The sequence below is a fragment of the Thermospira aquatica genome (assembly GCF_023525255.1).
Lineage (GTDB): Bacteria > Spirochaetota > Brevinematia > Brevinematales > Thermospiraceae > Thermospira > Thermospira aquatica.
On sequence record NZ_CP073355.1, the window covers coordinates 46,114 to 65,223 of the forward strand.

General features: G+C 42.7%; 15 protein-coding genes and 1 pseudogene. 1 reads left to right on the top strand and 15 read right to left on the bottom strand.

Annotated elements, in window-relative coordinates:
- Positions 1-20: 20 nt before the first annotated feature.
- From KDW03_RS00255 to KDW03_RS00325, 15 genes and pseudogenes are all read right to left on the bottom strand, one after another.
- Positions 21-2,486: a CoA-disulfide reductase gene (locus tag KDW03_RS00255; protein WP_271435406.1), complete on the bottom strand. Its 2,466-nt coding sequence runs from the start codon at positions 2,484-2,486 to the stop codon at positions 21-23.
- Between the two features lie 352 nt (positions 2,487-2,838).
- Positions 2,839-4,053: a sensor histidine kinase gene (locus KDW03_RS00260; protein WP_271435407.1), complete on the bottom strand. Its 1,215-nt coding sequence runs from the start codon at positions 4,051-4,053 to the stop codon at positions 2,839-2,841.
- Positions 4,054-4,087: 34 nt separating this feature from the next.
- On the bottom strand, positions 4,088-4,708 hold the full coding sequence (locus KDW03_RS00265; RefSeq protein ID WP_271435408.1) for a hypothetical protein: 621 nt from the start codon (positions 4,706-4,708) through the stop codon (positions 4,088-4,090).
- A complete protein-coding gene (gene glyQ / locus KDW03_RS00270; RefSeq protein WP_408648382.1) occupies positions 4,680-5,573 on the bottom strand; it encodes a glycine--tRNA ligase subunit alpha in 894 nt (297 codons plus the stop codon). Before glyQ ends, KDW03_RS00265 begins: the two co-directional genes overlap by 29 nt.
- A gap of 79 nt (positions 5,574-5,652) precedes the next feature.
- Entirely contained in the window at positions 5,653-6,744 is a 1,092-nt protein-coding gene (gene prfB, locus KDW03_RS00275) for a peptide chain release factor 2 (protein WP_408648317.1), read from the bottom strand.
- Between the two features lie 23 nt (positions 6,745-6,767).
- Positions 6,768-7,274, bottom strand: a complete 507-nt coding sequence (locus KDW03_RS00280) for a hypothetical protein (RefSeq protein WP_271435411.1) — start codon at positions 7,272-7,274, stop codon at positions 6,768-6,770.
- Between the two features lies 1 nt (position 7,275).
- Positions 7,276-8,949: an adenylate/guanylate cyclase domain-containing protein gene (locus KDW03_RS00285; RefSeq protein WP_271435412.1), complete on the bottom strand. Its 1,674-nt coding sequence runs from the start codon at positions 8,947-8,949 to the stop codon at positions 7,276-7,278.
- A 3-nt stretch (positions 8,950-8,952) separates the two neighbouring features.
- Complete coding sequence (locus KDW03_RS00290; RefSeq protein WP_271435413.1) at positions 8,953-11,052, bottom strand: hypothetical protein; 2,100 nt, start codon at positions 11,050-11,052, stop codon at positions 8,953-8,955.
- Between the two features lie 21 nt (positions 11,053-11,073).
- Positions 11,074-11,718 (bottom strand): hypothetical protein, encoded by a 645-nt coding sequence (locus KDW03_RS00295; RefSeq protein WP_271435414.1) that lies wholly within the window; start codon positions 11,716-11,718, stop codon positions 11,074-11,076.
- Positions 11,705-12,586, bottom strand: a complete 882-nt coding sequence (locus KDW03_RS00300) for a metallophosphoesterase (protein ID WP_271435415.1) — start codon at positions 12,584-12,586, stop codon at positions 11,705-11,707. The genes KDW03_RS00295 and KDW03_RS00300 overlap by 14 nt, the downstream gene beginning before the upstream one ends.
- 44 nt (positions 12,587-12,630) lie before the next feature.
- Positions 12,631-12,996, bottom strand: coding sequence for a hypothetical protein (locus KDW03_RS00305; RefSeq protein ID WP_271435416.1), 366 nt, complete (start codon positions 12,994-12,996; stop codon positions 12,631-12,633).
- Positions 12,993-13,880 (bottom strand): 16S rRNA (cytosine(1402)-N(4))-methyltransferase RsmH, encoded by an 888-nt coding sequence (gene rsmH, locus KDW03_RS00310; protein WP_271435417.1) that lies wholly within the window; start codon positions 13,878-13,880, stop codon positions 12,993-12,995. Before rsmH ends, KDW03_RS00305 begins: the two co-directional genes overlap by 4 nt.
- Positions 13,877-16,189: a SpoIIE family protein phosphatase gene (locus KDW03_RS00315; protein ID WP_271435418.1), complete on the bottom strand. Its 2,313-nt coding sequence runs from the start codon at positions 16,187-16,189 to the stop codon at positions 13,877-13,879. The genes rsmH and KDW03_RS00315 overlap by 4 nt, the downstream gene beginning before the upstream one ends.
- Before the next feature lie 123 nt (positions 16,190-16,312).
- On the bottom strand, positions 16,313-16,639 hold the full coding sequence (locus KDW03_RS00320) for an STAS domain-containing protein (RefSeq protein WP_271435419.1): 327 nt from the start codon (positions 16,637-16,639) through the stop codon (positions 16,313-16,315).
- 204 nt (positions 16,640-16,843) lie between these two features.
- A pseudogene (locus KDW03_RS00325) lies at positions 16,844-17,992 on the bottom strand (integrase catalytic domain-containing protein).
- 301 nt (positions 17,993-18,293) lie between these two features.
- Between KDW03_RS00325 and KDW03_RS00330 the strand changes: the two are divergent.
- Positions 18,294-19,109, top strand: coding sequence for a hypothetical protein (locus KDW03_RS00330; RefSeq protein WP_271435420.1), 816 nt, complete (start codon positions 18,294-18,296; stop codon positions 19,107-19,109).
- Position 19,110: the final 1 nt, after the last annotated feature.

Genomic DNA, 19,110 nt, shown 5'->3' on the forward strand with positions numbered 1-19,110 from the left:
TATCGCCTGACAAAAATCCTTTAGATAAACAGGTTGGTATCTGCTTTCTCCGCGGTTTCAAGGTAGGTAGCTACTCCACCAACTTCAACACCATCAATAAGCTCTTCCTTGCGAATACCCATAAGATCCATCGACATCTGGCAAGCTATAAGCCTTGCTCCACCAGCGATGGCATTTTTGATCATGATCTCAAGGGCATCCACTCGTTTTATCTTCATAAGGAATCGGATCATCTTTGGCCCCATTCCCATCATGTTCATGCGGGAAAGAGGAAGTTTAGTACTTCCACGAGGAAGCATCCAACCAAACATCTTTTCCAGAAGATTTTTCTTGAGCTTTCGTACTTTTTTGGGTTTTCTCAGAATCGTAAGTCCCCAGAAGGTGAAAAACATCGTCACTTTTCTTCCCATGGCAAGAGCCCCATTGGCGATGATAAAGCTGGCTATTGCCTTGTCGAGATCACCGTCAAAAACAATGATGGTTTTCTCATTGCCGCTTGAAGTAACGACGGGAGCGCTGGTTTCCTCTCCCTTGATAATCACAGCATTCACAAGTCCTTTGTCCATAGAAAGGCTTTCTAAGCGGTTTCCTGTAACCTTTGCCCAGGAACCCACATCATTGTAGAACCCTGGGTCACTTGCCACTACCTCAAGCCTATCCCCGGGTCTCAGTTTATCGATCTCCTGTTTTACCCGCGAGATAGGTCCGGGACATTGAAGCCCACACACATCAAGCTTAATAGTTTTAGAGGGAAGCGAAACCTGCAAAGGTTTCGATACATGAACCCCTGTGTCCACCCCTTCCTCGAAAGTTGCCTCAGAAGAGGATTGTTTTTTCATCACAGCACTATACGTAAGATAGCCTCCGCTAAGATTGTACACCTCTTTGTAACCATTTTGCATGAGGATACGAGCAGCGATATACCCGCGAAGCCCCACACGACAGTAGACAATGATCTTTTTGTTTTTGGGAACTTCATGTAAACGCTCCCGTAAGCTATCCACAGGAATATTTACCGACCCCGGAATGGTTCCACTTGCAAACTCATGAGGGGTACGCACATCAAGAAGCAAAGCCCCTTCCTCTACCAGTTTTGAAACCGCCTTGTAGTCTATGACATTCACTTTCCCCATGAGAACGTTCTCTGCCATAAAGCCTACCATATTGACAGGATCCTTTGCTGAAGAGAAAGGAGGCGCATACGCATGATCCCAATCAGTAAGATCGTCGATAGTTGCCCCCTTCAGAAGAGCCATGGCAAGCACATCAATACGCTTATCAACGCCATCGTATCCTACTGCTTGAGCACCAAGGATTCTCCCATCCTCAGGTGAAAAGAGAAGTTTAAGGGAAAGTTGTGTAGCCCCAGGATAATATCCTGCATGGTGCCCGCCGTGGTAGAGAACACTTTTATAAGGAATTTTAGCCGCCTCAAGCGCTTTTTCGTTTGCTCCCGTCGTAGCCACTGTCTGGTCAAAAACCTTGGCAATAGCTGTGGCAAAATCTCCTTTATAAGGCTTCTTATGACCCAGAACAATATTGTCTGCGACCATACGCCCCTGCTGGTTAGCAGGCCAAGCAAGGGGTATTGATTGAATATTTCCTGTGACTCTATGAGGTATTTCAATCGCGTCACCAATCGCGTAGATATCCGGATCAGAGGTCTGGAGATATTCATTAACCGAAATCCCTCGTGTGCCAAGACGAAGCCCTGCATCTTTTGCCAATTTGGTTTCAGGTCTGACGCCAACAGACATCACCACCACATCGGTACGGAGCTCTTTTCCACTTTTCAGGGTAACAACAAGCTCACTCCCATCCCGTCGAAAAGACTGGGCTGCCTCTTCGAGAAAGAGGGCCACACCTTTGGCACGCAAATGATCATGAACAAGTGCTGCCATCTCGTAATCGATTACAATCATCACTTGAGGGGCAAGTTCAACCAAGGTAACCTGAAAACCTGCATGATGAAGGTTTTCAGCCATCTCGAGTCCAATAAACCCACCACCAATCACCACTGCCCGTTTTTGGGGTTTGTTGATCGCCTGAATATATTCTTTAATAGCAAAGGTATCTTCCACTGAACGGACAGTAAAAATTCCCTCACTCTCTATACCAGGAAGGGGTGGACGAACAGGTTCTGCCCCAGGAGAAAGGATCAGTTTATCGTAATTTTCGGTAAACTCTTCTCCTGTCACAAGGTTTTTTACACGAACTTGCTTTTTTTCTCTATCGATTCCCAAGACCTCATGTTTTACTCGAACGTTCACCCGAAAACGAGCGTGAAATGCCTCTGGTGTTTGAACAAAAAGTTTCTCCTTTTCTGCGATTACTCCACCAACGTAATAGGGAAGCCCACAATTTGCATACGATATATATCCTCCCCGCTCAAAAACCGTAATTTCTGCTGTTTCATCAAGTCGACGGAGCCTGGCTGCTGCAGACATGCCCCCCGCAACACCGCCCACTATCACATATTTGGCCATAAAAGCCTCCTTTATTTTTCGATGTTTGATATTTAAAGTATACATCTTTTTTATTTTTTTAGCAAGGAAAAAACAAATAAATAGATTTTAATATGATTATTTTTTCATATAAAAGAGGAATATGTGATAAAAATACAAAAAATGAACGCTCTACCCTTTTTACAGTTTGTTATTTTGTAAGTCTCTCCCAAAATCAGGGAATAGCCAATCGATTCTCCAGGTTCTGGCCAAAAGATCGTCAGAGGCCATTTCTCGGACTTTTAAATAGGAAAGAAAAGAAAGCCATCGTACCCAAAATACAACCTCTTTTGTTCCCTGTGAAAACACGTCACACACCCACTTTTCAGATTTTTTACGCAGGAAAAATTACCGTAAATACCGAACCCTCATCCTCTACACTCTGAACCGAAATCGTCGCCCCATAATATCCCAAAAACTTCTTCACCAGGAAAAGCCCAAGACCAGCCCCTTTATCATTGTGTTTTTCTGAACCAGGAACACGATAAAACTGCTCAAAAATCAAACCCTGGAACTCCACAGGAATCCCTTTCCCTGTATCCTGAATCTCTATTATATGTCCACGATTATCGCTATAAGCGTAAATACGTATTTTCCCTTTTTCTCGATTATAATACACAGCATTGCTGATCAACTCATCAAAAATGGTACGAAAAACATCCTCATTCCCCCGCAAAAGAGGAAACTTCTCATGAAAAACAACCTCGACCTTAATATGACGCTTCTTGATTTCCTCTTCATAGTTTTTGAGAATACGATCAATCATATGGCAAATATTCACTTCCTTCTGGAAGATGTCCTCAATATTTGCCCCAATCTTTCCCAGATTAAGAGATTTTTCCAGGGTGAGATAAATCTGAGAAAGTCGACGATAAATCTCTCCAAAATGTGATACACATCCCTCAGGAACAGCAGATTCTATTTCATTCATAAAATGAAGCGTTTTTTCCAGGGGATTTTCAATATTCGCTGTAATTTGCCTTACTATTTCATTTTTAAAATTGGCAAGTTTCAAGAGTTCAAGTTGTTGCATTCTCATTGTCTCATACATCTGCCTATAATAAAGAGAAAGACTGGCTTGAACTACCAGAATATGGATCAGATCAATATCCAGCCGCTCCGAATGATTTCGAACGTCAGCATAGAATATGCCATACAAAGTCTTTTCACGTGTCACAGGGAGAACCAGATACGTAAGAAAAACCTCGTTGCCATCCAGAACAACTGGAATCCTTCTCTGCATCCAGCGTAAACTCAATGACGACTCAAGAATATCTGAAACAATCTGAGTAAAATACGATCGATGTCGTTCCTCTTCGGTGATACCTTTTGACACTCCCCACCGAAGCCCTTTCCCCTTTTCAAAACGGTAATACACCACCCGTTCAAAACCAAAAAGCTCAACAAAAGCTTCTAAAAAGATCTGAAGAAGTATATCTTCATTCTCTTCAAGATCACAGTTCTGCACGCGGATCAACACCTCTAAAAGCCTATCCTTCAGCTGAAGCTCACGAAACGCAAAGTCAAGAAGAGGATTTTTCTTTGCCATACCCCCACTCTCTTTTGGGATTTACTAAAACCAGTTATTGCTGAATCTTCTCCCAACCTATGACAGCCGTGATACTTTTCTCAGGGTGAAGAATATGACTCTCCGGTTGAGAAGAAAGCCCTATCTCCTCCGCATGCAAAAAATCAAGCAGTTGTGGTTGTACTTTCAGCTTCCAATCCCCATAGCCAGGACTAAAACGCATCGTAGGTCCATACCCAAACCTCAGGCGTTCCCTCACAAGAATAGCCTGCATCCAATCCACAAAATGCTCCACTGCCTCACTGGCTATGGCATCCAGAATAGCTGCCTGAGTCACCTCCTGCTGTGCTATCAGTTTTTCTATAGTTTCTATCACCCCGTATCCAAGAGTTGCAGCACACACCGTCACCTCTTCACTTCGCGCCAGAACCGTTGCCAATTTCCTGGATACCAGCGCTATTCCCCCTGCTAAAATGATAGTATCCTCTGTGCGCTGCACCACAGGAACAGTATCTACAACTCCTTTCGCCTCAAGAAGATTTTCATAAGCTGAAATCGCGTGCTCAATCCTCTGGCGCCAATCCGCCACATCCGTTTTGTGTGGATTATACCCCAGCCTCCCCAGAACAGCGCCAACATCAGGCAAACTACACTGAAGTCGAAACAGTCTTCGCATCTTTGAGTAATGGAAAACCAAGGGATTCACGCTTTTTGTAGTAAGCCTGGGCACAAAGCGAAGCAAGCCGACGAACCCTGAGAATGTACCCCTCTCTCTGAGTTACAGAGATGGCATTTCGCGCATCGAGAATATTAAAGACATGCGAACACTTCATCGTAAGATCATAGGCAGGCAAAACGGCATCCGCCTCAAGCGCCTTTTCACATTCCTTCTCAAAGTCGTCAAATAACCTTCGGTACAACTCTATATCCGCGATCTCAAAGTGGTATCGCGAAAACTCTACTTCTTCCTGCTTTTGCAAATCGCCATAGGTAAACTGTTCATTCCACTGAATATCAAAAACATTGTTTTTATTCTGGAGATACATGGCAATGCGTTCCGTCCCATAGGTAATCTCTACAGGTATCGAGGGAAGATCAAGCCCTCCTACCTGTTGAAAATAGGTAAACTGGGTTATCTCCATTCCATTCAACCACACCTCCCAACCGAGTCCCCATGCCCCAAGGGTCGGAGATTCCCAATCATCATGAACAAAACGAATATCCTGATGGCTCAGATCCAGTCCTAACTCTTCCAGACTCTTGAGATACAGCTCTTGAATATTATCTGGAGAAGGTTTCATGATCACCTGAAACTGAAAATAATATCCCAACCGATTAGGATTCTCTCCATAACGCCCATCTGCTGGACGTCTCGACGGCTCTACATACGCTACATTCCACGGCTCGGGGCCAATCGCCCTGAGAAAAGTATCAGGATTAAAAGTGCCAGCCCCTTTTTCCAGATCATACGGCTCACGGATAAGACAACCTTGCTCACCCCAAAACTTTTTCAAACGAAAAATGATCTCCTGATAGGTCAGCATACTTACTCCTTTTTTCCTGTGCTCTTATTATGCAACAACTTCACATTTTTTTCAAATTTTAAACTTAAAAGCTCTCTTACCTTTTCTGAGACAACATCATCTTGAGATACGCCATAATAAAATCGTCCAGATCTCCATCCATCACTGCCTGGATATTCCCAACCTCCACATCTGTGCGATGGTCCTTCACCATCGTATACGGCTGAAAAACATAGCTTCTGATCTGGTTTCCCCATTCGATGTTTTTTTTCTCTGGCTGAAGCTTCGCAAGCTCAGCATCTCGTTTTTGTCTTTCATGCTCATAGAGTTTTGAACGTAGCATCCGCATCGCCATTTCGCGGTTTTGCAGCTGAGATCGTTCTACCTGACAGGCTACCACAATCCCTGTTGGAATATGGGTAATACGAACAGCAGACTCCGTCTTGTTGACATACTGACCACCAGCCCCTCCTGCCCTATACGTATCAATACGAAGATCATCAGGGTTGATCTCCACTTCTATATCATCATCCACCTCGGGGGTAACGGTTACAGCACAAAAAGACGTTTGTCGTTTGTTATTGGCATTAAAAGGAGAGAGCCGAACAAGCCTATGGATACCGCTTTCCGCCTTGAGATACCCATACGCATAACGCCCCTTGATATAAAGGGTAGCATCCTTGATACCTGCCACCTCTCCGGGATCGTAGTTTACCACCTCAACAGAAAACCCATGACGTTCCGCCCATCGCTGATACATGCGCAAAAGCATCTCTCCCCAATCCTGAGACTCCGTGCCCCCAGCTCCCGGATGAATATTAAGAAACGCATTTCCCTTGTCCACTTCCTCAGAAAAAAGCATGTACAATTCGAGTTGTTTGAGTTCTTTTAAAAGCTTATCATATTCCTTGTTTAATTCTTCCAGCATGGTATCATCATTTTCCTCTTCAGCAAGAAGAACCATATCCTTCAACTCTTCAAGCTTTTTACGAAAGCTAACCCAATCTTCGATTTCTTTCTGAAGATCACTTAACCTCTTTTGAAGCTCGCTGTATTTCTTATGATCCTGCCAGAGAGTTTCATCCTGAAGCCGAGTAGAGAGTGTCTGAGTTTCTGCCTGCATGCCATCGATGTCAAAGTACCCTCCAGTTTTCAAGAAATTGCTCTTCCATAGCCTCAAGCTTTTCAAAAAGTGCTCCCATACCTCTACTCCTAAGAAATTTGCTCAATTATTATATAATACTCTCCATGAGAAATCAAGAAAAACAAGTAATACATTACCAAGAGACGACTTCGTGCTGAACGATACTTGATCTGAATACCCGAAAATGGTTGAGAAATCCACTCTACAAGTTCATGGTTAATGGCATATCCCTCTGCCGACTGAACGTCTACAGGTTCTAGATCTAGCCGTTTTGCCCAGTGTTCAACGGTAACAATATCGTTGGCACCAATACACCGCCATCCATCAGCATGTTTCTCCAGTCCAATTAGATCCTGCAACATTGCCAGAAGAAAACGTTCCTGGACATGAAATAACCTCAATGTCCCCTCTTCTATACTCACTCCGAGAATATTTTTCACCAAGGGATAAGCCACTCCCACTTCTATATTCTCATCCTCTGACTTACCAAGCCGTTGTCGAAGATACTGCTTTGTCACCGGTATGATAAGCCCATGCATCAACTCCGTATTCCAGCAACCCCAACGCTTCCTCATATTACTTCTCCAACAAGGTCTCTGCCCCATCCCAAACACTGGGTGGGTTAGCATGATAGTATTCACAACGTTCGATATACATATACGCGAGATAATCCTGGGGATCCTGCTTCACACATTCTTGAAAAACAGCAAGGCCACCAGTAAAATCGCCAGCAAGATAACGACGAAGCCCCTCTTCAAAACGCGTAAAGTATTCTATCCTATCCTCTACTTCCGAAAGAACAAACGGCTGGTATATTCGAACGGGTTTATCTTTTCCTTTCACTCTTACAAAGTCCAACAAACGGAAAAAATACCCTTCCTGACTTTTCAAAGCTGCTCTGGTAAACTCGCTAATAACAAGAGAGGCTTTATACTTTTTTGTAAGCCCCTCAAGACGGGATGCAAGGTTCACCGTATCTCCTATAACGGTATAATCTACTTTGTTTTCACTCCCAATATTGCCAACAATAGCCTCCCCTGTGTTGATACCTATCCCGATTTTAAAGGTGATTCCGTACTTCTCCTCTGCCATGGCATTGAACACCTTCAGTCCCTCCTGCATAGCAAAGGCTGCCTGCAGTGCCTGATCAACATCATCCTCGTGCTGAACAGGTGCCCCAAATATCGCCATAATCGCATCACCAATATACTTATCAATAATACCATTATGTTGTCTGATCCGTTCATCCATAATGCTAAAATACTGGTTAAGCACCGTCACAAGAAAATCCGGGGCAAATTGTTCCGAAATATGGGTAAAATCCCGGATATCCGAAAAAAGTACCGTAACCTCCTGTTTTGTGCCAATAAGCATCGTCTCCGAAGAGATATTCAATATACGGTTAATCACCTCTGTAGGAACATATTTCTGAAAAATAAAACGTATTTTCTCCTCTTTATTTTTCGCCTGGATAGTCTGATAAGCGTAGTTTTTTATCTGATGATAAGCGAGTTCGAGATCTCTCACCATGGTATTAAAGGCATACGCAAGATACCCTATCTCATCATTGTATTCCACACGAGCTCGTTTCGACAGATCTCTGGTTTCTGATATGCTTTCAATGGTTTCCACGAGATGTCCCACCGGTTTCATGAGATGACGCACATAGGAAAGCATCACTACCGTAGCTATCACGACAGAAATCACAAGTATCACACCAATATACCAGAGAATGGCATTCACAGGACGGTAAAACTCTTCTCTCTCATTCGCTAGAAGGAGAAAAATCTCCGCATCAGAGAAATAAATCCCCACACCCACATAATCTTTTCCCTTGGCTTTAAACTCAATCCATCCCCCTTCCTTTTCTACCAGTTTGGTATAAAGAGAGGTAAACTCCTCTGGCATCATATCCACACTGCTACGAATCTTTTGCCCATCACGAGAAAGGATAAAAAATCCCCCTTTGGCCCCCGAAAGAGTCCCAAGTCCATAGGAATAAAGAGATTCGTACAGGCTCTCTTTATCGATAAGCTGTATCTCTTTAGCCAGAGAAAACTGTCGTGTCGTATATTTGTAAATATCCATCACTTTATAGCCTAAAAATTCCTTGGCTATCGCGGTAACACCATTACGAGCGGTATAATAGGCCATAAAACCCACAAATACCACTGTAAGAATAAGCAGGGGCAACATAACAAACACAATTTTTTTTCGAAAAACTGCTTTTTGTTTCTTCTGTCTTTTCATAACCTATTCTCCCACCACAAGATCAGCTACCTGAACTTTTCCCGATCCCCTCTGAACTTTTGCTTGCACTATCCACTGGCTTACACGGGTAATCAAGGCTTTTGCTACCTCTTCCACCTCGGTATCGCTTATCCGTCGATAGATTTTTACCACCTCTCCCGTCTGAAGCCGCTGATCCTGAGCAAGAGAAAGTGTCAAAACATCTCCTTCGACTACCATTACCCTCCCCTTCACAAATGGTTCAATTTCAGTAGTTTTCTTTCTCGCGACAAGGAGTTGATAGTACATTTTATCGAGATTCTCCAGGCTTTTGTCCACATACGAGGAAAGGGGTGCCCGAAGAATCAGTTGCTGGTAGAGCTGGAGCGCGGTCTGATAGTCAGCCTTTGCTTTGGCAGACTCTGCACGGGTGTATAGCGATGCCGCCTCTTCTTCCTGTTTTTTCTTCAGAGAATCATAAGAGGTTGAAGAGGTCTTGGTCTCATAAATCTTTTGAATATATTCAAGAGAAAGGGTAACATACGAGGTCAAAGGTTGTTTTTCAATCACGGCCACAAACGAAGGAAGTGATGCCAGAGGATTCGTCTGATAAATAGTTAAGGCGTTCGTAAACAACTTCCCAGCTGTTATCTCATCTCCCTTAAGCACTACCTTCACTTCATTGGTGATAACATTGGTCAGGATATTCGTCACAACCTTCGACAACGCTGGTATATCGCCTGCTCTATTTGTCTGAAGAACTGTTACGACATTCGTTACCGTATTGGTTACGGTGCGTCCCATGGTGGTCTGTTGCCAGGAGTTGATAGATTCCGATATTCTTTTAAAAACCTTTTCCCTCTGGGTACTCAAAGGATATTTCCGGGCAAGTGCCGTATACGCCAGAAGTGCAGCCTTATAATCCTTGAGAGCGTAGAGATTGTCTGCTTCGCGTAGTTCTCGTTGAAGCTGGGCAGTTTGTGTTCTCCCTAGATAATCCTGATACTGACTATAAAAAACAAACACCTCGGGCATCTCTCGAGCTAAAGATTTCAATTCCGCCTCAAGTTGAGTGGGATTTTTATCATAGGTGCCCCTCTGAAGGGCTTCCGACAGGGTCTTCAGTCTTGTTAAAGAAACAGAGGGGGTCTCTGGCATAACGGCTCCCTGTTTCAGGCGAATATAGTCCTGCAAAGCCTCAACAAAAAAGGTATCCAGCGCCTGTTTCACAGAAGAAACCTGGATATCCTTCGGTTTCGTACTGTAGAGATTTGACACCTGCCTCAATCTGATCTGCGCCTCTTCGTACTTCCCTTCACGGATAAGGCGCATGGCCACGGAAAACTCCGCATCTATTTGAGAACGAAAAGCCTCCTCACGCTGTCTTCCCTCCAGCTGAGCTCGCAAAAGATTAATCGTCTGCTGATTTGTCTGTTGTAAGGCCTGGAGACGTGCCTCATAATCTGATTGGAGCGTGGTAAGCTCCCTGCGAGCCGTTTCCAGCGCCTGTTGCTGATTAGAAGATTGTGCGAGGAGTTTCTTTTGCTCCTCGAGAAGGGTTTTACGGTACTCTTCTTCTTTTCTGGCGTATTCCTGGCTCACCGTCTCAGAAAGGCGCCTTTTCTCCTCCTCCAGCTGTTCAAGGAGTTTTTTCCTCTCGGCAGCCGAAGCCTGTTGAAATGACTGCTGATAGCGTTCCTCAAGCTCACGTTTCCGTTTCTCCAGATCAGAGGCGAGCGTCTTCTGAAGCTCCTCGCGATACGAAGACATTTTCTTCTCGAGTTCATCAAGCCTTGCCCTGGTAGAAGCAAGCTCCGCCTCTTTGGTTGCCAGCTCCTGGGCTATCTTTTTTTGAAGCTCCTGGTAGAGAGCTTCTTCCAGTCCTTTAATGCTCTCAGGCTTTCCAACCAGATTATACTCTGTGGCTCGAAAACGAAGATACACCAACAGTCCACCCACCATAACCAGAAAAAGGAGACTAAGATTAATAAGCATCGCCATAGTATAATTCCCTTTTGTACGATGCGGAAGAGTAAGGGATTTTTTTGTCTCAGAAGATGACAACAGTTCTTTTTCTATATGCTCAAATATCTCCTCTCTCGAAAGTTCCGAGCGGTTTTCCATAATCCCACCTTGTCTTTCTCTTTAGCGAAGAAGTCTCTCTAGACTTCTCCAATCACTTTTCATAATATACTCCCAGATCATCTGTTCCCGGGTCTGAGAGGAGATCTTTTTTATGGGAAGAAACTGTATGGTTATTAGAAAACCCTGTTGAAGGGTATTCTCTTTTTCTTCTACTATTCGGAAATAGGAATACACATCCTTTTCCCGCCATATGGTATAAACCACGCCTCGATTCGTTTGATTTTGCCACCAGAGACTGCCCTGAGTAAGATACGGTAAACTCTTCACCAGATTATAGGAGCGCTCGTTGTAAGAAGGACTATAATACCATGTCAAAACCATAAGAACGTTCTCATTACTCAAACGGGCAATAAACCGGTATTCAAAATCAGCAAAATCATTACCCATCTGGAAATAATATGAATTCGTTTTCTCAACCAACAACATCCCCTGAGGCAGAGGGAGGTTACTTTCCACCTGCCTTAAAAAAACCGATGCCGTATCCTGAAAAGCCCGTAACTGCGCCTGAACCGCTGACACAAAGCGTCTTCTTGCCACAGCCTGGGAAGCAGAAATCAAATCTGACCGCTGGGACCAAACCTCTCCTCTCACCCCCAGGTATATCATACAAGCCACAACGACCCAAAATACCCTATTTCTTCTCATCTGCCACCTCTATACGTATCATCGTGACATCAGGATGCGCAAAAAATCGCAGGGGAAGATAATGACTCACCCCTACTCCCTTGGAAACATAAAGCACAGTGGTATCATGGATAGACGCTCCCCTTGCCTCACGGCGCCGGATTTTGGCTTTGGCAGTTACAGGATATCCCCAGACCGTAATCTGTCCTCCATGGGTATGCCCACTAAAAACTACATCCACCCTTCCCTTGATATGATGAATCACGTCAGGAAAATGCGCAAGGACCATTTTGTATGAATTATCCTCAGGAATCTGAATATGAGGCCAGCTGTATCTCCCCTGGAGAAAATTATCCACTCCCACCAGAGTAAGCTTATTTTCCTTGTAGGTCATCTGTAAAACCTCGTTTCTCAAGACACGCACACCCCCATTTTTCAACACCTTGAGAAGCCTCTCCACGTCTGTTGATTTCTTCTCATGGAGAAAAAAAAGCGGTGAAAACACATGAAGCACATTGTACTCAAAATAATCATGGTTCCCGAGAACAGCAAACACTCCCCCCTCTGCCTGCAAAAGGGGAAGAATCTTTCTCTCAAGCACGTCGATCCCTGAGTTTTTATCAATAAGATCCCCGGTAAGAAAGATAAAATCCACAGGCTTTTTAAGGTTTCCCCGTATCACCTCCTGGATACGCGCCAGACGAACAGAACTCATATTCTTAAAAAGATGAAGATCTGACAAATGCATGATAGAAAGTCCCTTTTTTATCCCATCCGTATAAAGCGTAAGGTGTTCAATATGGATACGACTCCCCTCTCGGTAGGCATAAACCACCCAAAGTAAAGCCATCAACAACAAAAGGATCCCCAAAATCACCAAAACAAACATATGCACCCCTTAGCGCTATGGTATAGCAAGACTTTAGTCCCCTGTCAAATCTCCATCCTGGAGAGTGGAAATTTTTCCCTGATCCAGGATAAACAAACTTCTAAAAGGCTTTCTTTTTTGACCTGCTGAACCACATCATCCTTTGACGACAATTCCACCCGATAAACATCCCGATACCCAATGGGCTTCGCTTTCACCGAAGAAGACAAAACAGTAAGCGAAAGTTTGCTTTTCTCCATCATGAGTTCCTGCAGCTGTGTTTCCATCTGCGTCATAACTTGAAAAGTCTTCCGCATTTCTCTTTTTGTCATTAAAACATCCTGTCTCACTTCGATTAAGAGAAAACCAATCACAAATAAAAAGAAAAGCCCAGACAAGACAAGGAGAGCTTTTACCCCACGGGGAATCATACAGCCATCCTTTCGACTACACGTAATTTTGCACTTCGAGATGCTTTGTTTCTCATAATCTCCTCATGAGAAGGTACCACCGGTTTAGGAGTAAGTATCTTCACCTTGCCCTCCTTGGCGAGTGATTGAAAACTCCTTTTCACTATGCGATCCTCCAGCGAGTGAAAACTTATCACCGCGAGACGACCACCGATATGTAAATTATCGGCAGCAAGGGGTAAAAAACTTTCGAGAATTTCTAATTCTTTGTTTAAAAAAATTCTCAAAGCCTGGAAAGTTTTCGTCGCTGGATGAATTTTATGATATCCTTGACTTCTCTTGGCCTTAAGCACCACACGGGAGAGATGCGCAGCACTCCTAATAGGACGATTTTGACAGATAGCCCGAGCAATCCGGTACGCATCATACTCCTCACCATACGTATACAAAATATCTGCTATCTCCTCCTGAGAAAAGGTATTGACCACCTCTTGAGCAGTAATACCCGTCGACCTATCCAATCGCATATCCAGGCCTTCATCATCATGAATACTCAAACCCCGTCCTTTTGTCCCCTCATGGAGGATGAAATGGTACATAGAAACTCCCAAATCAGCAAGAATAGCATCACACCCATCGAGATTTTCCGCACGCAAAATCTCTGGCAATCTGTCAAAAGCAGCATGATGAAAACTTACCCCTGGAAATCGAGCAAGCCTCTCTCTCGCTACGGAGAGAATAGTCGCATCCCTATCAATACAAATCAACCTTTTATAGGAAAGATGTGAAACAATAACCTCACTGTGCCCCCCTTCCCCGCACGTAGCATCAACAAAAACACCCCCACTACAGGGGGTAAAAAAATTGACAATCTCTGCTGCCATAATAGGAGTATGATAAATCACACCTTCTCCTCACAGACCGGTTTTTCAAAACGCAACAACATGACCACTTCATTTCCCGTCCTGTTATACTTCACCCGCGTCATCAGTTTACGCATCATAAAGATGCCACGTCCTGAGGGTTTGAGAAGATTTTGTTTATCCAGTGGATTCGGCACATCCTCAACCACAAAACCTTTTCCTTCATCACGGACTTTAATCACAATAGCCTGCTTAAGAACACGATAAAAAACATGAACACGTTTCTGAACATCAAAACGATTCCCATGTTCCACAGCGTTAATCAAAGCCTCGTACAGAGCCGTATACAACCGCCATTTTTCATCATCATTGAGGTCCGCCACCGAGAGAATGTTTGCCTGAATTTTGACAATAGCGTGATCAATCTCCAGAACATTCGAAGGCAAAGAAAGATACTGTTTCGTACGAAACGGGGGTTCCAGAACAACCATCACCATAGTTGCATCATCCTCCGTTAACGGAAAATAAGACCGTAACAATGTATCATACATTTCCGGAAGCACACGAGAAATCTGCCGCTCAGCATGACGAGCAAACAAATCAGCTAATTTTTCATGATTGAAAAACCCTCCCTCATTACGAAAAACAAACAACCCATCTGTGTAAAATAAAAGTCTTGTATTATCTGAAAGCTTCTGAGAGTGGATATAATCAGAAAATACCACCGAGTGGATACTTCCGAGCGGAGGAGCCATTCCCTCGAGGCTACTTACACTCTTGGTTGTAGGAGAAAAAAAGAGGGGCTTTGGATTTCCGCAGTTAATATAGCTAATAGTAGAAGTCTTTGTATCAATAACCCCATAAAAAAGTGTCACAAACTGATCTGGAGGCAAAACTTTAGAAAGGATATAATGAAGATACCGGAGTACATCCGAAATCTTGTGAGGATCCTTGGGATTAAACTCAAAATAAATCTTAAGCATAGATGTAATAAGTGCTGCCGAAACCCCATGGCCAGAAACATCCGCCACCACCACACCTATATGCGTATCATCCAGGGCAAAGAGATCGTAAAAATCTCCCCCCAAATGCGAGGATGGTTTAGAAAAAACCTCAAACCGTATACGAGAATTATAAATCGTAGGCACCGTAAGAATATGTTCCCATACTCTTTTTGCCGTCATCAATTCTTCTTCGACACGCTTAGACTTTTCATCAAGTTGACGATAGAGCTCATTCTCCAGACTTACATCCTCAAGAGTAGCCTGAAAAACCTCCTTCTCACCCAACAGCAAGGGACGAATATGTACCGAAAAAACCCGATTCCCATACTGAGGACGAAGCCCTACCCGAAAATAGAGCAAAGGATTTTTTTGAACCTGCTGAAGAATATTACGAAAATCTGTATCCGTCACATTCAAAATATCACTAATATGCTTTTGATATAATTCAACATCATTGTACATCCCTATAAGAAACAAAAAAGCCTCATTCGCCAGATAGATCTTTCCACTCGGTTCAAAAATAACCAATCCCACTGGAAGCTGCTGAAAGAGTTGTTTAAATTGTTCTTCGCTCTGAGAAATCTTCTGGGAAAGGAGATAATTTTTTGTCTCATTGACAATGGAAAAAATATACCCGCGTATACTTCCCGTATCTTCATAAAGAGGGATTCCTTTTATATGAAGATAGAGTTCTTTGTACATTTTCAAAACATCAAGGTTTTGATGACGAACCAACACGTCAAAAAGATCTTCACCTATAACAAATTGGATTCGTCTCACCTCTCCTGCGAGATCAAAAAATTCTCGATTGTACTTACGAATAACCCCATCAGACCCCGTAATCACCAAACCAACAGGATTTTTGTTAAAAACACTAAAAAGAAATTCCTGACTCTCTTTATAACGTTTTGTCTCTTCTTCGAGATAAAGATTAAGAAAAAACTGACGTATCAAGAAAGAGGCCAGAGAGATCTGTTTTTTCTTGACCATACTTTTGGGCATAACAAGAATCAGAAAATACTTCACATCAAAGGGATAAAGAGGAAAAACATACACCCATAACACGTGTTTTTTAGGAGAATAAAGCGGCGACACAAGAGAATCAAGAGGACCTACATCGTAAATCTGAACAACATGATCCACACCGGAAGAATTGATCTCTCCAAGAAAGGAAGAAAACGACGAAAAAGGCAGCGTTGTTGAACGTTTTATATCCACAATACTTTGCTGGGAGGCAACCAAGAGCTCATAAGAAACAAAACCCAATACTCTCTGAAGAAAATCGAGAATCTCCTGACGATTTTCTCCCGGCTGAGGAAGAACAACTTCTCGCCGATAGAGATTCAAAAGTCTGGCAAGCCAAAAGCTATCCTCTTTTTTCTCTCTAGAAAAAAAACCTTTTTCCCTATCCAGGAAAAAACCGCCAACAACCCCAGCCCTGATAAAATCCAGATAAATACTGGCATCTGTTTACTTAATCTGGCTCAAATCATCAACAATTTGAAAAAATTCATTCAGCCGAAAAGTAACAAACAGATCTCTAATGTCTTTATTAAGACCCGTAACATAAAGCTTACCGCCCATATCATCCAGACGCTTGTACGCCAGGAGAAGCTTGCCAATACCACTGCTCCCGATAAAAACCATGTCCGTAAAATCTATGATGATCTCTTTTTTCCCACTATCAATCAGATTGGTCAACACTTCCTTAAACTCCCTGGCATCGGGATCTGTAACAAGATTTTCTTTGATTTTAAGAAGAGTTTTGCCATTATAATCAGAGAGTTCATACTTCATGACTCATCCTCCTTTGTCTAATAGTTAAGATATTATACAATGCTTTTTTATTTCTTGCAATCTTTTTTATCCCCTTTTCTATAAAAAGCTTAAAAATAATTGATTATATCCCAAAACACCTCTTTTCTTTTTTTATCAAAAAGCCCGTTGCGTCAAATAAAAAAGTACTCGAAATTCGAATCATTGCCTCACAAAAAAAAGTACTTAAAAATTCCATACAGTTTCCTCCAAATTTTTGTTTTTTACATTCTTTTTCTTTTGAAGGCTGAAAAGTTTTCTCTGGCAAGCTGTAATTTTTTGTCTTAGGTGAAACAAATCGAGAGTCTTATAAAGCCTTGTTATTCCTTTTAGTGCCTCACTTACATAAGAGCTTTCTAAAAGCCGCTGGTAGGGAGTTTTAATATCATCATGCTTCTTTTGCACCTTGCTTCCGATTCTCTTTTTCTCTGTCATTTTCATAGCGGTTGAAAAAGTTGGCATAAAGCCTGAGATACGCATAGAGTCGGTTCAAGTAGTAGACTTCTTCCTCGGTATCGTAGCGGAAGTATCCAACATTCTGGCGGACTATGGAATAGTTTTTCTGCTCAACGTAGCAGTTATCATTGGAACGGGAGCTTCTCCCCCTTGTAAATTTTATCTGGTGCTTCTCACACCAATCACGCAGAGGATGATTAATAAATTCAGCACCGGTATCAGAATCAATTCCCCGTAAATCAAAAGGAAGTCTTCCTTTGACTTTTTCTATGGCTTCTCTTACCCATTTTGAAGCTTTGTTTTTGATTGCCACAAGCTCTGTCCAACCGCTCCAAACATCCACCATATTTAATGTTTGAGCAAAATCTCCCTATTTCCTCCCTCATGGGCTACCAGATCAATCTCCATGAACCCAGGGCAATTTTCATCCCACTCTGCCCACGTGCGTATAGCTATTTGTTGCTTTAATAGCGTTCCAGGTTTTGTGCCTTTTCGTCCTTTTATCTCAAGCTTTTTACGCTCATGTTTCAAAAGTCGGTCAATACTTGAGGCACTTATATGGCGCAAGTTTTCTATGGCCTGTGGAGAACCGTGGAGATGTCCGTTTGCTAAGAGATTATCTAAAACTTCATTTAAAATTGGCTTTAAACGTTTGCCACACATGTAGTTTTCAATTTCCCAGACCTTTTTTAGAAGTTTTAGTTCCTCTTCGCCGAATTTTTTCTTTCTGCCAGGTCTTTTGCCCTTCTTGGCTATGTCGGCTTTAAGGTAATTTTTCTTGCCTACATAGATGGTTTTTCCGTGCTGCCTCAAGAGCCTGGCGGCATAGTTTCGATTTTTTAGGCCTGTTATCCTCACAAAATAATCCAGTATCTCCATTTTTTCCTTTTTGCTGGCTTTTTGATATTGTTTTGCCGTTTCCCTGTAAATAGGTCTTTTTTCAGACCTCGTTAACCCAATTCCTGTTGGCGAGCCTGTCGAGCCACGGTTGGCGAGCTTGTCGAGCCACGGTTGGCGAGCTTGTCGAGCCATGAACTGGATTATTTTATACACAGATTTGGAGTACTTTTTTATTTTGCAATAGCGTTCCCTTTTCGAGTACTTTTATTATGAAGCAATTCGAAAAGTTGACAGATCAAGGTTTTTCAGGTATAATGAATAAAACATATGGAGAAGGGAAATGGAGATAAACGAGCTTATTCGTGGTACCAAAGAATATATCTCGGATCGTATAGAACAAACTCGCAAAAAGCTTCTCCTTGTCTACAAAACCACCAAAGATGAAAACAAAAAATTCGAACTTGAATCTACTTTTCGACAAATTGACAAAGACCTTCAAAAACTAGAGCTCAACCAGTTTGATGAAAAAAATCTCATTCGTTACGGTATTTCAACACAAGATCTTGAGATAGCCATGGAAGAACTCATGCATCAAAAAAACAACCCTTACCGCATCCTGCACAATATTCGTATTGAACCATTAACTCCTAACACACGTAACGAAGAGATTAACGCCATCTGGAGCTATCTCCAGTTTTTTGGCAAAGAGTATCTTGGTCTCCTCTCAGAACAAAATCTCAAACTTGATTACGGACACGCTTATCAAAGAGACCAATTTTACACCTTGTATAATGATACGCTAAAACTTGTTACAGAATACGGTAACATCAATGATCAGATAGCCCATGCAGAACTAACAAACAACAAGGAATATCGCTCCCGTCTGATTCAGCTCCAGAACAAACAGTATCGGGATATCATTTTGCGAGTAGGAAAGTTTCTGAAGTCTCTTCAATCATTTATTCAGAGCATTTTTGAGTCTGAACAAGAGGGGGTAAAAGCTCTCCTTGAACCAGAGGCCATTGTCCAGATTGAGGGCTCAGACAGCTCATTAAACGGTACCACAACCCGAAGGGCTTTACAGGATCTTGCACGATTTGTAGAAGAGTTTTTAGACTACATAAAGATACCGGATATTTCCAAGATAGAGGAGTAGT

Bases quoted from the DNA above. Each gene is read 5' to 3' on its own strand.
- KDW03_RS00280 (WP_271435411.1), bottom strand. From the start codon at position 7,274: ATGAGGAAGCGTTGGGGTTGCTGGAATACGGAGTTGATGCATGGGCTT.
- KDW03_RS00305 (WP_271435416.1), bottom strand. From the start codon at position 12,996: ATGATTCCCCGTGGGGTAAAAGCTCTCCTTGTCTTGTCTGGGCTTTTC.
- KDW03_RS00255 (WP_271435406.1), bottom strand. From the start codon at position 2,486: ATGGCCAAATATGTGATAGTGGGCGGTGTTGCGGGGGGCATGTCTGCA.
- KDW03_RS00295 (WP_271435414.1), bottom strand. From the start codon at position 11,718: ATGAGAAGAAATAGGGTATTTTGGGTCGTTGTGGCTTGTATGATATAC.
- KDW03_RS00320 (WP_271435419.1), bottom strand. From the start codon at position 16,639: ATGAAGTATGAACTCTCTGATTATAATGGCAAAACTCTTCTTAAAATC.
- KDW03_RS00265 (WP_271435408.1), bottom strand. From the start codon at position 4,708: ATGCGAAGACTGTTTCGACTTCAGTGTAGTTTGCCTGATGTTGGCGCT.
- KDW03_RS00330 (WP_271435420.1), top strand. From the start codon at position 18,294: ATGGAGATAAACGAGCTTATTCGTGGTACCAAAGAATATATCTCGGAT.
- KDW03_RS00285 (WP_271435412.1), bottom strand. From the start codon at position 8,949: ATGAAAAGACAGAAGAAACAAAAAGCAGTTTTTCGAAAAAAAATTGTG.
- KDW03_RS00290 (WP_271435413.1), bottom strand. From the start codon at position 11,052: ATGGAAAACCGCTCGGAACTTTCGAGAGAGGAGATATTTGAGCATATA.
- KDW03_RS00300 (WP_271435415.1), bottom strand. From the start codon at position 12,586: ATGTTTGTTTTGGTGATTTTGGGGATCCTTTTGTTGTTGATGGCTTTA.
- KDW03_RS00260 (WP_271435407.1), bottom strand. From the start codon at position 4,053: ATGGCAAAGAAAAATCCTCTTCTTGACTTTGCGTTTCGTGAGCTTCAG.